The 12,456-nt window shown below is 69.1% G+C and carries 12 protein-coding genes; 3 read left to right on the forward strand and 9 right to left on the reverse strand.

Translation table 11 applies throughout. The features are described 5' to 3' along the window. The first annotated feature begins 43 nt into the window (after positions 1-43). On the forward strand, positions 44-1,114 hold the full coding sequence (locus ACWGE0_RS18955; protein ID WP_452262185.1) for an ROK family protein: 1,071 nt from the start codon (positions 44-46) through the stop codon (positions 1,112-1,114). Here ACWGE0_RS18955 and ACWGE0_RS18960 read toward each other — a convergent pair. The 4 genes from ACWGE0_RS18960 to ACWGE0_RS18975 form a co-directional block, all read right to left on the reverse strand. After that, positions 1,101-1,643 (reverse strand): DUF402 domain-containing protein, encoded by a 543-nt coding sequence (locus tag ACWGE0_RS18960; RefSeq protein WP_452262186.1) that lies wholly within the window; start codon positions 1,641-1,643, stop codon positions 1,101-1,103. The genes ACWGE0_RS18955 and ACWGE0_RS18960 overlap by 14 nt on opposite strands. A 7-nt stretch (positions 1,644-1,650) precedes the next feature. Continuing rightward, positions 1,651-2,397, reverse strand: a complete 747-nt coding sequence (locus tag ACWGE0_RS18965) for a class I SAM-dependent methyltransferase (protein ID WP_452262187.1) — start codon at positions 2,395-2,397, stop codon at positions 1,651-1,653. A gap of 90 nt (positions 2,398-2,487) precedes the next feature. Beyond that, positions 2,488-3,057, reverse strand: coding sequence for a helix-turn-helix domain-containing protein (locus tag ACWGE0_RS18970; protein WP_452262188.1), 570 nt, complete (start codon positions 3,055-3,057; stop codon positions 2,488-2,490). Positions 3,058-3,094: 37 nt separating this feature from the next. Then, a complete protein-coding gene (locus ACWGE0_RS18975; protein ID WP_452262189.1) occupies positions 3,095-4,189 on the reverse strand; it encodes an FAD-dependent oxidoreductase in 1,095 nt (364 codons plus the stop codon). Positions 4,190-4,317: 128 nt separating this feature from the next. On the opposite strand from ACWGE0_RS18975, the gene ACWGE0_RS18980 reads away from it, so the two are divergent. Continuing rightward, positions 4,318-5,193: a DUF4365 domain-containing protein gene (locus tag ACWGE0_RS18980; protein ID WP_452262190.1), complete on the forward strand. Its 876-nt coding sequence runs from the start codon at positions 4,318-4,320 to the stop codon at positions 5,191-5,193. Between the two features lie 4 nt (positions 5,194-5,197). Here ACWGE0_RS18980 and dgoD read toward each other — a convergent pair whose 3' ends face one another. Genes dgoD through ACWGE0_RS18995 form a run of 3 tightly spaced genes read right to left on the reverse strand, consistent with a single transcriptional unit; the run spans position 5,198 to position 9,040 of the window. Next, a complete protein-coding gene (gene dgoD, locus ACWGE0_RS18985) occupies positions 5,198-6,340 on the reverse strand; it encodes a galactonate dehydratase (RefSeq protein WP_452262191.1) in 1,143 nt (380 codons plus the stop codon). Next, on the reverse strand, positions 6,337-7,017 hold the full coding sequence (locus ACWGE0_RS18990; RefSeq protein ID WP_452262192.1) for an SDR family NAD(P)-dependent oxidoreductase: 681 nt from the start codon (positions 7,015-7,017) through the stop codon (positions 6,337-6,339). The genes dgoD and ACWGE0_RS18990 overlap by 4 nt, the downstream gene beginning before the upstream one ends. Before the next feature lie 10 nt (positions 7,018-7,027). Continuing rightward, entirely contained in the window at positions 7,028-9,040 is a 2,013-nt protein-coding gene (locus ACWGE0_RS18995) for a hypothetical protein (RefSeq protein WP_452262193.1), read from the reverse strand. A gap of 73 nt (positions 9,041-9,113) precedes the next feature. Between ACWGE0_RS18995 and ACWGE0_RS19000 the strand changes: the two genes are divergently transcribed. Further along, positions 9,114-9,707 (forward strand): bifunctional 4-hydroxy-2-oxoglutarate aldolase/2-dehydro-3-deoxy-phosphogluconate aldolase, encoded by a 594-nt coding sequence (locus tag ACWGE0_RS19000; RefSeq protein WP_452262194.1) that lies wholly within the window; start codon positions 9,114-9,116, stop codon positions 9,705-9,707. On the opposite strand, the gene ACWGE0_RS19005 is transcribed toward ACWGE0_RS19000, so the two are convergent. Then, positions 9,694-11,637 carry an alpha-galactosidase gene (locus ACWGE0_RS19005; protein WP_452262195.1) on the reverse strand — a complete coding sequence of 648 codons (1,944 nt, stop codon included), beginning with the start codon at positions 11,635-11,637 and terminating at the stop codon, positions 9,694-9,696. The genes ACWGE0_RS19000 and ACWGE0_RS19005 overlap by 14 nt on opposite strands. Next, positions 11,634-12,455: a carbohydrate ABC transporter permease gene (locus ACWGE0_RS19010; protein WP_452262196.1), complete on the reverse strand. Its 822-nt coding sequence runs from the start codon at positions 12,453-12,455 to the stop codon at positions 11,634-11,636. The genes ACWGE0_RS19005 and ACWGE0_RS19010 overlap by 4 nt, the downstream gene beginning before the upstream one ends. Position 12,456: the final 1 nt, after the last annotated feature.

Here is a 12,456-nt window from a genome sequence, read left to right on the forward strand (position 1 = left end):
TGTCGCAGCCTTGTAGGCAAGACCTCTAACTAGAATGCGCGCCGTGACCAGGCCTTCGCAGGAGCTGCTGCGTTCGATCTCCGACGAGCACGTGCTGCGCTCGTTGATGTCCGCGCGGAAGCTGACGCGAGCCGAGCTGGCGGTGGAGACCGGGTTGTCCAAGCCGACCGTGGGCGAGTCCGTGCGGCGGTTGGTCGAACAGGGCCTGGTCGCCGACACCGGCGAACGCACCCCTGGCGGGCGCGGCAAGGGCCGAGTCGGCTCGTTCTACAGCCTGGCACCTGATGTGGGTGTGGCGTTGGTGGTGACGATCGCGCCGGGCGGCGTCACGGCCGAGTGCGTCGATGCGTACGGGGACGTGGTGGCCACGGTGCACCACGCGCTCACCTCACCGGCGGAAGTGGCCGGCGTGCTGCCCGCGGTCGTCGCGGAAACCGTTGCGGCGCACAACGTCCGGCTGTGCACCGTGAGCGCGGCCGACCCCGTTGATCGGCGGACCGGCCGCCTCGTCCAGCTGCCCGACTCCCCCTTCCTGGTGGGCTCGCTGGATCCCGTCGCGGAGTTGACGCCGCTCCTGAACGGCCCCGTGATCGTGGACAACGACGTGAACTGGGCGGCACAGGCCGAACACGCGGCCCTTGGAGTCACCGACTTCGCCTACCTGTACCTGGGCGAGGGACTGGGGTGTGCGGTTGTGTCCGATGGCGCGGTGCGGCGCGGGCATTCCGGGCTGGCCGGGGAGATCTCGCACCTGATCACGGCCGGGCCGTCCGGCGCGATGCCGTTCATCGAGGTGTTCGGCGCGCTGGGGTTGCGGCAGGCCGGGTCGACGGCGATCGACGTCGACCGGTTGCTGGCCGCCGACGCCCCGACGCTGGAAGCGGTGGCACGGGCCGTCAGTGGTGTTGTCACGGCGTTGGTGGCGCTCGCCGATCCCGCGGTCGTCGTGGTGGGCGGGCCGTGGGGACCGGCGTTGCTCGACACGATCAGTTCCGCGCCGCGTCCCGTGTCCGTGGTGGCGGCTTCGGTCGCGGAACCGTCGTTGGTCGGCGCTAGGGCCGATGCGCTCGACCGGCTGCGGACAGCGCTGGTCGAGGCCTCTAAGGCTCCGTGACGATCGGCCCGAGCGGAGCCGGGAGCGCCATCAACGCGTTCAGCCGTCGCGGCGGGAAGTCCGTCCACTCCCCTCGCGGCTCACGTTCGGAGTGCAGGTGCAGATCGAGAAACCGTTGCCACCGCCGCAATCCGTCAATGGCGTCCACAACGGACAGTTCCCCGCTCTCGATCGCGTCGGCGTACTCATCGAGGTCGAGCATCCGCTGGTGGCGCCCGTCGACCGGCACGACGACGTCGGCGTACAGGTCGCGGACGATCACCGCACCCGGCTTCTCCTCCAGCGCCACCAGGTCGACGTACCAGGTCGTCGGGCCGGCGTCGGAGCGGTCGGTGCGGCGTGCGCGTTGCCACGCAGGTACGGACATGCTGACGCCGAGGTCCAGGAGCACGAACACCCGTTCCAGCAGCGTGCCGCCGGGCCACGGCTCGAACCGGTCGGGCAGCTGGAACTCGTAGGCGAGCACGTCTCCGTCCCGCACGCCGGGCAGTGGACCGAGCGACTCGCGCCAGACCTCTATGCGTTCCACCCGTCTTTCATACCTTCCTTGCTGCCCACACGGTACGTTCGGCGCGCATGGTGAGGTCGCGGCCCAGGGCGCGTTCGAGGGCTTCGGTGTCTAGCAGCCTTCGCAGCACGAGGTGTGCATAGCGTTCGACGGCGGGCGACCGTTCGATGTGGACGGTGATGGTGCGTTCGCCTTCCACGGTGAAGCCGGCGGCGGTGAGTTTCGGGCCCCAGTCCGCTCCTCGGTGGGGGACGCGTTCGTCGTGGTGGTGCTGCTCCACGTGGCTTTCGGGGGCGTCGTCCGGCAGGAACTTCGGCATGCCGGACATCTCGATCACCGCGAGCAGGCCGCCTGGGGCGAGCGTGTTGTGGATTTGACGCAGGGTGTGGTCCGGGTCGGCCATGTGGTGCAGGGAGCCGGACGCCCAGACCAGGTCCGGGGTGCCCAGGTCCGGCCATTGCGTGTCGAGGTCGGCTTGGACCGTGTCGACGGTCAGGCCCTGTTCGCAGGCCTTGTCGTGGAGGCGTTTCAGGTGCTCGACCGAGGAGTCCACGGCGGTCATGCGGGCTTCGGGGAAGCGGGTGAGGAGGGCGAACGTGCCGGCGCCGGTACCGCTGCCCAGGTCGACGACGTGGCGCGGGGTCATGACGGGCAGCCAGTCGATGATGGACGCGGTGTGCTCGGCGAGGATCTCCGCGTCGAGTTCGAGAACTTCTGCCTGGTCGCCGTGGCCGTGGCCGTGCCCATGGCCGTGTCCGTGTCCGTGATCGCTCATAACCTCAAGGTAGGTCGGCCGTGCGCCTAATGCACGATCACTTGCGTATGAAGCAAGACGGTCGGTTCGGCCCGTGCCGTCCGCGCAAGATCAGGCCTTCTTGTCGGCGTTGTGGCCGCGGCGGGCCTCGCGGTCGAAGATGCCGAGGATCTCGCACGGGCCGCCGGCGGTGCCGATCGCGTGCGGCAGCATCGTCGGGAACTCGGCGGCCTGGTTGGTCTCGACGCGGATCCGGCGGTTGCCCAGCAGCAGAATCGCGGTGCCGGAGAGGACTACCAGCCACTCACGGCCTGAGTGTGCGCGCAGGGACGCGGTGGTGTCCGGCGGCGGGGTCGTCATTCGCTGGCGCATGACGGTCATGCCGGGTTCCGCCTTGATCGGCCACCGCATGGTGCCGTGCGCGCCGTCGATCATCGGGCTGACGATCACGTCGTCGGTGTCGGTCTCGACGAGCTGGTCGAGTGACGTGTCGAGGGCCCGGGAGAGGGTCACGAGCTGGTCCAGGGCGAGGCGGCGCTGGCCGTTCTCGATGCGGCTGAGCGAGGACGGGCTGATCCGGGCGCGGGTCGCGAGTTCGTCCAGAGACCACCCCTGCGCGACCCGCAGTGCCCGGATCCGCTTGCGCACCAGGCTGTCCAGATCGCCATCCTCTTGCGTCATGCGCACGATCGTATGCCTGAGCCGCAAGCGCTGCTCGTCAGTGCTGTTCAGCTGCCATGAGCATGTCGAGCAGCTTCTGCGGTGCGCCGTCCTCGCCGAAGATGCTCTCGAGGATGCCGTCGGTGTCTTCGGCGGTCTCCGCGGTGCGCACGAACATGGCCTCCTCGTACTCTCGCAGCGCCGTTTCGACATCTGTGTGTGTGGCCAGGGCCTTGGCGAGTTCGGCGCCGTCCAGCATGGCCAGGTTGGCGCCCTCGCCGTTGGGCACGGAGAGGTGCGCGGCGTCGCCGACCAGCGTCACGCCCGGCACGCGGTCCCAGCGAGTGCCGTCCGGCAGCATGTAGTGGGGACGCAGCAACGGCGGGGTGTCGGACTCGGTGATCAACGCGGTGAGCTCCGGTGCCCAGCCCTCGAACTCCTGCGCGACCCGTTGTGCGTCGGTGACGTCGAAGTCGAACCACTCCAGCGGCCGGACGAACTCCACGTAGGCGTGCAGGGTGTCGCCGCTCTCCCGGTGCGCGAAGATGCCTCTGCCCTTGTCCGGCACGAACATCGAGCCGCCGCCGACCGCCTTCGCAGCGACCTGGTGCGCGGTGTCGGCGTTGAACAGGTAGGTCTCGACGAACGACGTGCCGGTGTAGACGGGCGTCGCATCGGTCAGCAACGGCCGGACCTTCGACCACGCCCCGTCCGCGCCGACCAGCAGGTCTGCGGTGACGGTGGTGCCGTTGGCGAACGTCAGTTCTTTGCCTTCAACGGCCGTTACCTTGTGGGCCCAGCGAACGGTGCCTTCCGGCAGCGAGTCGAGCAGCATCTGCCGCAGGTCGGCGCGCTGCACCTCGGGCCGGCCGCCGGTGCCGTCGTCGGGCTTGTCGAGCAGGACGGTGCCGTCGGACTCGAGGACCCGGATCGCCTGGCGGCCTTCCAGGATCAGGCTCTGGAACTCGGCCATCAGCCCGGCGGCCTCGACGGCGAGCTGGCCGTTGTAGTCGTGGATGTCGAGCATTCCGCCCTGCGCGCGCGACGTCGGCGACTCCTCCGCCTCGTAGACGGTGGAAGGGATGCCGTTGACGTGCAGCACGCGGGCGAGCGTGAGTCCGCCGAGGCCGGCACCGATGATCGTGACGTGCATTCGGGCTCCTTCTGATCGTGCCGCCCGGTTGGCGGCAAGATCAGGCTCACCCGAGCCGCTGGCACCGACCGCACACCCGACTGGCAGCCCGCTGGCAGGAGCCGGCAAGCGACTAGGATCTTGAGACCATGAACCGGCCCCTGAGCGCGGAGATAGCTGCTGTGGCGGTCGCCGAGGCTCACCTCGCTGTGACCAAGAAGCTGCGGTGGACGTTCCGCTCTCTGGACGGAGACGACGACTACGGCCTGGACGCCCTCGTCGAGATCGGCCGCAACCGTGAGATGACCGGCAGGCTGCTCGCGCTGCAGATCAAGGGAGGACGAAGCTACTTCGACCGCCCGGCCCCGCTCGGCTGGTGGCACTACCCGACGACTGCGCACGTCGAGTACTGGCTGAACTGTTCACTGCCCGTGTTGCTGGTCATGTACGACCCGGCGTCAGAACAATGCCACTGGCAGCTGATCAGCCTCGACACGCTGACGCAGACGTCCAAAGGCCAGTGGAAGCTGCTGGTGCCTCGTGCACAGGTGCTCGACGAGACAGCCATCGAGCCGTTGCACGTCATCGCCGGCAAGGACGTCGGTTCAGATCGAATCGAGGTGACCACGCCGATCGCCGCCGAGCCTCAGGAGCCACCGCGGCGCGCGATGGTCGTGGCCCGGCACAACCAGGCCCGATTCAGGAAGGCGCTGATCGCACGCTACGGATTCGCGTGTGCGGTCACCGGGCCGTGTCCGGCGGAACTCATCCAGGTAGCCCATCTCATTCCGCTCAAGGACCGCGGTGCGCACAGCGTGAACGACGTTGTCCTGCTGCGCGCCGACGTGCACCAGCTGTTCGACAGAGGCCTGATGGCGGTGGATCCCGCCACCTGGAGGGTCGTGGTGTCGCCCGTGCTGAAGGACGTGGCGGCCTACGCTGGTCTTGCTGGAGTTCGCTTCGGCGAAGGCCCGGATCCCGAGGCCGTCCGGCGTCACTTCGAGGAAGCCACGGCGGACTGGTAGCAGATCACCACTCAGCGAAGGCCCCGTCGTCGTGCCGCCAGACCGGCGACCGCCACGCGTGCCCGATCTCCGCGGCCCGGCGCACGGCCTCCTCGTCGACCTCCACGCCCAGCCCGGGCCCGGTCGGCCGGGCGATCCAGCCGTCCACGACCCGCACCGGCGCCATGTCGACCAGGTACGCCGGGTCGGTGCCGTTGTAGTGCATGCCCGCGCTCTGTTCCTGGATCAGGAAGTTCGGCGTCGTGAACGCCACCTGCAGCGACGCCGCCAGCGAGATCGGCCCGAGTGGACAGTGCGGCGCGATCGACGCCCCGTAGACCTCGGCGAGCGACCCGATCCGACGCAGCTCCGAGATGCCGCCCGCGTGCGAGGGGTCGGGCTGCACGACGGCGACGCCCGCGTCCAGCACCGGTTTGAACTCCCAGCGCGAGAACAGCCGCTCCCCCGTCGCGATCGGCACGGTGGACGCCTGGACGACCGATGCCAGCACCTCGGGCGGGAGTTCGGGCAGCACCGGTTCCTCGACGAACATCGGCTGCACCTCTTCCAGCATGCGGACCAGACGTCGTGCCATGGCAGGAGAAACGCGGCCGTGGAAGTCGATGGCCAGGTCGCCGTCGGGTCCCAGCGCCGCACGGGCCTCCCGCGCGCGTTCCAGCACCGCCTGAGCCTCGGCAGGCGAGGCGATCGGGCGCATTTCAGCGGTCGCGTTCATCTTCACCGCGCCGAAACCGGCCTCGACCTGCCGGGCCACCGCGTCGAAGATGCCGTCAGGACGGTCGCCGCCCACCCACGAGTAGGCGCGCACGCGGTCGCGGACCGGGCCGCCGAGCAGTTCGTGCACCGGCAGGCTGCGGGCTTTGCCGGCGATGTCCCACAGCGCGTGGTCGTAGCCGGAGAGCGCCGACGACAGCACCGGGCCGCCGCGGTAGAAGCCGCCGCGGCGCAGGACCTGCCAGAGGTCCTCGACGCGCAACGGATCCTGCCCGATGACCAGCTCGGACAGTTCGTGCACGGCCGCTCGGACCGTCTCGGCACGACCCTCGACCACGGGCTCGCCCCAGCCGCTCACCCCCTCGTCCGTGCTCACCTTGAGGAACAGCCAGCGGGGCTCGACCAGAAACGTCTCGACCGCCGTCACCTTCATGAACTGTCCTTTGCCGCGGACCAGCCGCCGTCGACCAGGATCTCCGCGCCCGTCACGAACGACGCCCCCGGAGACAACAGAAAACCGATCACCGACGCCACCTCGGCCGGGTCGCCGAGGCGTCCGGCCGGGGTGGCTCGGGCACTGCGTTGCCGATCCTCGACGGACACCCGGTCCCACGCCGCCGTCAGCACGGGACCGGGCAGCACCGCGTTGACCCGGACGTCCGGCGCGTACTCGACCGCGAGCTGGCGGGTCAGTGCGACCAGCCCACCCTTCGTGGTCGCATAGGCGCCGTGGCCGGGGATGCCGAAGTGCGCGTGCACCGACGAGACCAGCACGACCGAGCCGCCGCGTTGCCTCAGTGACGGCAGGCAGGCTTGCAGGCCGTGGAACGCGCCGCCGAGGTTGACCGCGAGCTGGCGTTCCCACTCGGCGGGCGTGGTCAGGTCCAGCGGGGCGACGGTGACCGTGTAGGCGTTGCACACCAACGCGTCCACGCCGCCGTCGCTCAGCTCCACCGCCCGTTGCCACGTCTCCGGGTCGCTGACGTCACCTTTCACCGCCACGTCACCGGCGATGTCGACGCCGATCACCCGGTAGCCGTTCTCGGTCAGGTGCTGTGCCGTGGCGGCACCGATTCCCGCTGCCGCACCCGACACCACCGCGCACTTCATGCAGGTTCTCCTAGAGCTTCTGCCGGTAGACCTTGTTGTCCGGTCCGCGCACCACTGTCCACGCGGAGCCGTCGGGTCCAGCAGTAGCACCCACCGCGCCGACGAGCGAGTTGCTCGGGAACTCCGGACGGTTGAACCAGCCACCCCAGGCGCCGTCGCTGCGGTTGACCTGCCAGAGCGTGTAGTCGCTGGCCCGGGCGAACAGGTAGACGCGGTCCTGGTACTCGACCAGCGTCGGGCTGCCGGAGATCACGCCTCCGAGTGACGCCCACTCGCCGCCGTTCACCGGCCGGACCCACACGCTGTCGTCCGCGGTCCGCACGGCCACCTGGCCGCCGGCGACACTCGGCCTGCCGTAGATCGGGGCGTCACCGGGCGCGCCCAGCGAAGTCCACATGCCGTTGTACTGCCAGACCTCGCCGTCGACGCCGCGAGCCACGAGCGTGCCGTCCGCGGAGACCGAAGGCGCGTCGGTCAGCTTGCCGCCCAGCGACTTCCACGTGCCCCAGCGTCCGTTGTGGAGGGTCCGCTGCCAGGCACGGTTGTCAGTGCCGCGGACAGTGACCTCGACGTCCGAACCGACGGTGCGGACGGCGGGCTGACCCTGGATCGCCTTGCCCAGGCTGGACCACTTGCCGCCCCGGAGCATCTTCAGCTCGCCGCCGACACCACGTGAGAACACCAACGCCTCGTCGCCGACGCGAGCGATCGCGGGTGACGCAGTGGCATCGGAACCGACGGCCTCACCGGGCACGAGGTCCGTGCCGCGCAGCCTGAACATCGCGGTGCCGTGCGCGGGAACCGTGACCGTGTACGACTCCGAAGCGGTGCCGCGGTCAGCGCGTGCCCGCAGGTCGCGGACGGCCACGTTGCCCTTCAGACCCGCGGAGGCGAAGTTCACCGTCATCTCGGCGGGGACGTCGCGGCGGTTCAGCAGCACGACCGAGCGCTCACCCTTGCGCGACAACACCTTGCTGTACACGTCGGTGTCACCGGTCGACGCCACGCGCACTCCCTGGATCGCCAGCGGGTCCTGGTTGACCGCGAGGATCTCCGGGTTCTTCAACGTCGAGACCATCGACGGCGGCAGCGTGCGCGGGTCCGAACCGATGATCAACGGGGAGGACATCTGTGCCCACATCACGAACTGCGAGGTGGACTCCTCCTCGTTGAGCTCGTAGGTGCCCTGCTGCGTCTTGCGCATCGGGATCAGGTAGTCCGGGTCGTTGTAGTGCCCCGGGCCGTTGGCCTCGGCGTGCCAGGCGTTGCGGTCCATGTTGCGCAGCACGTCACGCCAGATGCCCTCGTACGGCGCGCCGAACGCGACGTCGGTCGAGGTGCGCCATGAGTCGGCGATCAGCGGCCCGAAGGTGTAGGAGATGTGCGCGACCTGGTCCGGTGTGTGCGGGACGCCCCACTCGTCGGTGACCGGGTTGCACAGGTTGAGGATCATCGGCCGGCCTGCCTTCTGCACGGCCCTGCTGAAGTCCGCGAACGCCTGCGCGGGCTTGAGGTTCGCGAAGATGCCGCACAGGAAGTCGATTTTGATCGCGTCGAACTTCCAGTCGGCGAACCGTTTCGCGTCCTTCTCGTAGTAGCCGCCGCCACTGCCCGCGGCGCAGTTCTTGCCGTCGGACGGGCCCGCGTCGGTGTAGATGCCGGCCTTGAGACCCTTCGCGTGCAGGTCCCGCACCAGCTTGTCGAAACCGCCGGGGAACTGCGCCGGGTCCTCGACCAGGTTTCCCGTGGCGTCACGAGGAGTCGGCGCGTTCCAGCCGCCGTCGATCCACACGATCTGGTAGCCCGCGTCGCGCAGGCCGCTGCTCACCAGGTAGTCCGCGACACCGCGGACGTCCTTCTCGTTCGGCGCACCAAGGCCGAAGTACGTGTTCCACCCCATGTACGGGGTTTTGGCGACACCACTGTCGTAGTAGGTGGGCGCTCCCTGGTCGTCACCGGCGTATGCGGGTGTCGCAACCAAGGACATCAAGGCGATGGCCAACGCGACTCTGCGAACGGACATGCGGTGAGCCTCCCCCGAGCCCTCTTCGGGTGTCAAGAATAATTCCTAATTTATGTGTAGTAGGCTGGCGGGCGTGAGCTACCGCTACGAGATCACCCAGGCAGTCGTGCGGCAGGGCATCATCGCGATCATCCGCACCGGCGACACCGAGTCAGCACTGAAAGCCGCCGTTCCGTTGCTGGACGCGGGCCTCACGTCGCTCGAACTCCCGCTGACCAACCCTGGTGCGCTGGACGCGATCAACCGCCTGCGCGCCGACTTCCCGTCCGCGACCATCGGTGCCGGTTCCGTGCTCGACGAGGCTTCGGCGGTCGCCGCGGTGCGCGCTGGTGCCCAGTTCCTGGTCGCGCCGAACCTCGAGGCGTCGGTGATCCGCGCAGGCCACCGGTACGGAGCGGCGGTTCTTCCCGGCGCCGCCACCGTCACCGAGGTCGTCCAGGCCATGGAGCTGGGCGCGGACGCCGTGAAGGTGTTCCCCGCGCCCACGCCGCAGTGGGTCAAGGACGTGCTCGCGGTGCTCCCCCACGCGCCGCTGGTGCCGACAGGCGGGGTGGCACCGGCGGATGTTCCGACGTGGCTGGAGGCCGGCGCGGTGGCGTGCGGGGTCGGATCAACCCTCGCCCGCACGCCGTTGGAAGACATCAAAGCCCTGATCAGAGAGGCTTGAGCACCACCACGTCGGCGTCGTTCGCAGCGGACCAGTCGAACGGCAGCCCGACGTGGACCAGGTGCGCACCGGAGTAGACCTCCCCGTACTCGTCCACATAGGACTGAGCGGTCAGCCCCTTCAGCTTCACCCGTGACGACTGACCGGGCACGACCGGCACGCCCGTCAGCGAGCCCGTGTTCCAGGCCAGCACGACGACACGGTCCTCAGCGGAGTACTGGATCGCGTCGTTCAGCAGGTGCACCTCGCCGCCGTGCACGACCTCGCGAATGTCCTTGTACCGCTTGATGAGCACGGCGGCTTCCTCGCGTTCGGCAGGCGACCAGTGCCGCACGTCCGCGCCGATGCCCAGCACGCCGGCCATGGCGAGCACGAAACGGAACTTCAGCGAGCGCGGCCGGACATCGAACATGCCGGGCGCGTCGGTGACCCAGGACGACATCAGGTGCGGGGCGTGCATGTGCAGGAACCCGTGCTGGATCTTGAGGCGGTCCAGCGGCGCGGTGTTGTCGCTGGGCCACACCACGTCCACCTTGCCCGTGGTCGCCAGATCGGTCCGGCCACCACCGCCCGCGCAGCCTTCGACCAGCACGTGCGGGTGTTTCGTGCGGAGATGGTCCAGGACGCGCCAGTAGTTGCGGACGTGCGCGTCGTCGAGCTCGCCGGACCGTTCGGTGGCCGGGCGGTTCATGTCCCACTTCAGGTAGCTGATGCCGTACTCGGTCAGCAGGCGATCCAAAGTGGACACGACGAACTCGTACACCTCGGGCAGGCCGAGGTTGAGCAGCATCTGGTTGCGGATCAGCGTCGGCTCCCGGCCGGGCAGCCGGTACACCCAGTCCGGATGGTCGGCGCAGAGCTGGGACTTCGGGCTCACGCACTCCGGTTCGACCCACAGGCCGAACTCCAGGCCCATCGCGCGCACGTCCTCGACGAACGCACCGAAGTCCGGTGACTCGGGGTACCAGTCGCCGAGGCCGCCGGTGTCGTCGTGCCGGCCGACGAACCAGCCGTCGTCGACCACGAACAGCTCCACTCCGAGGTCGGCGGCGATCCGGGCCAGTTCGAGTTGCTTCGGGAGCGAGACCTCGAACCCGGTGGCTTCCCAGGAGTTGTACAGCACGGGCTTCCTCGCGGGCCTCGACCGCAGCCGGTCGTAAGCGTGCCATACGCGCGTCAGGCCGTCGGTCGAGTACGCCAGCGCCACCTCGGGCGTCGTGAAGGTCTCGCCCGGCTCGACCACGACCGGGCCGAGCATCCCGGCGCGCAGGCGCGTCAGTCCGGACGGCTCGACCTCGGCCGTGATCTCCCAGGAACCGGACCACGCCAGCGACACGCCCCACGTGTCGTCCACGGACAACCAGGGCGCGTAGTTGTGCCCGGGAACGCCGTAGGAGCTGCCGACTCGGAACCCGCCCGCGGGGAGGGTCACGTGGTCCAGCTGGAACTCGCGTGCCCACTCACCGTGCAAAAAGGACAGCTGCGGGCTGTTCACCGGCAGGCACACGCCCGCCGATCCGATCCTGGCGAGACGCAGCGGTTCATCTCGGGTGTTGGTGACCTCGACCCAGCGGGCGAGCACGTCGACGGTGGTTTCGGGCCGATAGCAGAGCACCGCGCGGATCCCGGCGATCTCGTCGACGAACGCCAGGCGCAGCACACCGCCGGACTCGGTGGCGCCGTCGAAGGTGAACCACGAGTCACCGTCCAGCTCCAGGTCGGCGCCGGTGAACGGACGCTGCCCGCGCGGCGCGTACTCGATCGGAGCCGCGTCGGCCTCGGTGATGAAGTGGATCTCGCCGAGGTTCTTGAGCGGCGACGGCCCGCACTCGACTCCGTGCGGACCCCACGCCACCAGCTCCGCCCAACGACCGCCGGGTTCGACCGTCACCGTGTAGGAGGTGGTGGCCATCCTCAGCGTCCAGGTCATTTCACAGCTCCCACCGCGAGTCCGGAGATGAAGTGCCGCTGGAACCGCAGGAACACCGCCACCGTCGGGATCGCCGCGATCACCGACCCCGCCGCGATCACGTTCCAGTTCGACACGTACTGGCCCTGCAACGCCAGCAGCGCCGGGGTCACGGGCATGACGGACGACGACCGCAGCACGGTGATCGCCCACAGCAGGTCGTTGAAGATCCAGGTGAACGCCAGCGCCGCCAGGGCGGCCAGCGCGGGCCTGGTCATCGGCAGCACGATCCGCCAGAAGATCTGCACGGGACCGGCGCCGTCGATGGTCGCCGCCTCCTGCACCTCGTTCGGCATCGAGCGCATGAAGCCCTGCAGCACGAACGTGTAGAAGCCCAGCCCGAACCCGACCTGCACCACGATCAGCGCGAACAGCGTGTCGTAGATGCCGAGCACCTCGGTCAGCTTCGACACCGGCACCAGCAGGATCTGCGGCGGCAGCAGGTTGCCCGCGAGCATCAGCAGGATGATCGTGCGCCGGCCGGGAATCTCGAAGCGGCTCAACGCGTACGCCGCCGCCGAGCTCAGCGCGAGCGACAGGAACACCGTCGGAATGGTGACGAGGATGCTGTTCCACATCGCGCCGGCGCCGCCGTTGGTCCACGCGTCGGCGAACCCGGCCAGGGTGAACGACTGGGGCAGCGATGCGAGGCCGTTGGCGGCGATGTCGTCGAACGAGCGGATCGCGGTGACCAGGACGGCGACGATCGGCAGCAGCCAGAGCACGGAGATCGTGCCCGCCACGGCGTGGAAGACGCGGCCAGAAGTGCTACTGGACATC

This window comes from Lentzea sp. NPDC054927 (genome assembly GCF_053610285.1).

Excerpts from the sequence above, each read along its gene's own strand:
- ACWGE0_RS18965 (WP_452262187.1), bottom strand. The coding sequence starts at position 2,397 with ATGAGCGATCACGGACACGGACACGGCCATGGGCACGGCCACGGCCAC.
- ACWGE0_RS18970 (WP_452262188.1), bottom strand. The coding sequence starts at position 3,057 with ATGACGCAAGAGGATGGCGATCTGGACAGCCTGGTGCGCAAGCGGATC.
- ACWGE0_RS18975 (WP_452262189.1), bottom strand. The coding sequence starts at position 4,189 with ATGCACGTCACGATCATCGGTGCCGGCCTCGGCGGACTCACGCTCGCC.
- ACWGE0_RS18980 (WP_452262190.1), top strand. The coding sequence starts at position 4,318 with ATGAACCGGCCCCTGAGCGCGGAGATAGCTGCTGTGGCGGTCGCCGAG.
- dgoD (WP_452262191.1), bottom strand. The coding sequence starts at position 6,340 with ATGAAGGTGACGGCGGTCGAGACGTTTCTGGTCGAGCCCCGCTGGCTG.
- ACWGE0_RS18990 (WP_452262192.1), bottom strand. The coding sequence starts at position 7,017 with ATGAAGTGCGCGGTGGTGTCGGGTGCGGCAGCGGGAATCGGTGCCGCC.
- ACWGE0_RS18995 (WP_452262193.1), bottom strand. The coding sequence starts at position 9,040 with ATGTCCGTTCGCAGAGTCGCGTTGGCCATCGCCTTGATGTCCTTGGTT.
- ACWGE0_RS19005 (WP_452262195.1), bottom strand. The coding sequence starts at position 11,637 with ATGACCTGGACGCTGAGGATGGCCACCACCTCCTACACGGTGACGGTC.
- ACWGE0_RS19010 (WP_452262196.1), bottom strand. The coding sequence starts at position 12,455 with ATGTCCAGTAGCACTTCTGGCCGCGTCTTCCACGCCGTGGCGGGCACG.